At 36.0% G+C, this 1363-nt stretch carries 1 protein-coding gene; it reads right to left on the bottom strand.

Annotated elements, in window-relative coordinates; translation table 11 throughout:
• Positions 1–245 precede the first annotated feature (245 nt).
• On the bottom strand, positions 246–1280 hold the full coding sequence (locus FCS21_RS15690; protein WP_138624472.1) for an IS110 family RNA-guided transposase: 1035 nt from the start codon (positions 1278–1280) through the stop codon (positions 246–248).
• Positions 1281–1363: the final 83 nt, after the last annotated feature.

The following is a 1363-nucleotide window of genomic DNA, read 5'->3' as shown; positions in this document are numbered from 1 at the left end:
TAGGTGGCCAAATTAACTATGCCACTTATGTGGACTCCCCCAGTGTCAACAACAAAATTACTTAATCAAAGAAATAAATGCGTACTTATGTACGAGCTCTAATTGAGTAGCGAACTCAGGCTCTATGATATTTACGCGGACAAACTGTCAAATCTACAAAGCGAGCTTATTGCTCTATGTGGCTAACTGACTTAGTTTGCTGATTTTTATCTTCGTTAGTGCATTTTTATTGTTTGGACTCGTTATTAAGCTGCGAGTAATTCAGCTTTGTATTCTGTACCTTGGGTAAGCATGGCGAAAGCTGTTCTCACTGTTTTATTTGCCAGTGCAACAGCTGCGCATTTATTACCTCTGCGTTCAATCAAACTTTTAAGCCAAGCCTCTTTTTTCGTTCTAGCTTCACGTTTAACCACTTGCTTTACTACCGACATTGCGCCTGAAATTAGTTGGCTTCTGAGTGTACTATTTTTTATTTTACCTATAGTTCCAATCTTCACTTTTCCACCTGATGAATGTTGAGCTGGTGTTACACCAATACAGGCTGAAGCATCTTTACCTTTATTGAAAGTTCCTAAATCAGCGCAGCCAAGTGCGATATATAAATTTATAGCGTTAATAGGCCCAACACCTTCAATTTTTAATAGTTTTTTACATTCAGGATGAGCCTGTATAGATTTTTCCGAACAATCGTCGTAAATCAAAACGGATTTCATCGCTGCATTTAATTGTTGTTGTGCAACATGAAGTGCTTTCCTGAATTCAATAGATAATTCATTTTCAGCATCTTCCAATATGTAATCTATTTTATTGATTAAACGTGCACTTCCATTAGGCACCCGAATGTTTAACTCTAACAGAAGTGCCACTATCTGTTTTTTAAGTGCGTCTCGATGTTTTATGGCTAATTCTCGTAATCGTTTTATAGATTGTAGTTGCTGTTGTTTAACACTTTTACCGAAGATAAATCTTACTTCTGGTAATAAAGATGCTTGAACAATTGCGAGGGCATCATTCTTATCTGTTTTTTGATTTTGCCTGACTGCTGAAACTAATTTTGCAGATATTAAACGAGCATCATGCCCTTTGTCAGTTGCTCTTTGTTTCCAGTAATTCGACATTCCACATGCCTCAAATACAATCAAAACCGCTTTTGAAGTAACAAGCCAAGAAAGAAATTCATCCGGTGTCATTTCAGTATTAGATTGCACCTTTTTGTTTCTATATATACAAACTTGAATAACATTTTTTGCTAAATCAACGCCAACTATAGTTTTATGCATTTTAAGAACTCTTTATAATCAAATTACGTGGTAATGATATATTAGCCTACGTTTTCGGGTGTAGGGGAGTCCAATTATCTACA

The sequence above is a fragment of the Colwellia ponticola genome (assembly GCF_005885605.1).
Taxonomy (GTDB): Bacteria; Pseudomonadota; Gammaproteobacteria; order Enterobacterales; family Alteromonadaceae; genus Colwellia; species Colwellia ponticola.
Note: the sequence above shows the minus strand (reverse complement) of the source record. Positions and strands in the feature narration are given on the sequence as shown.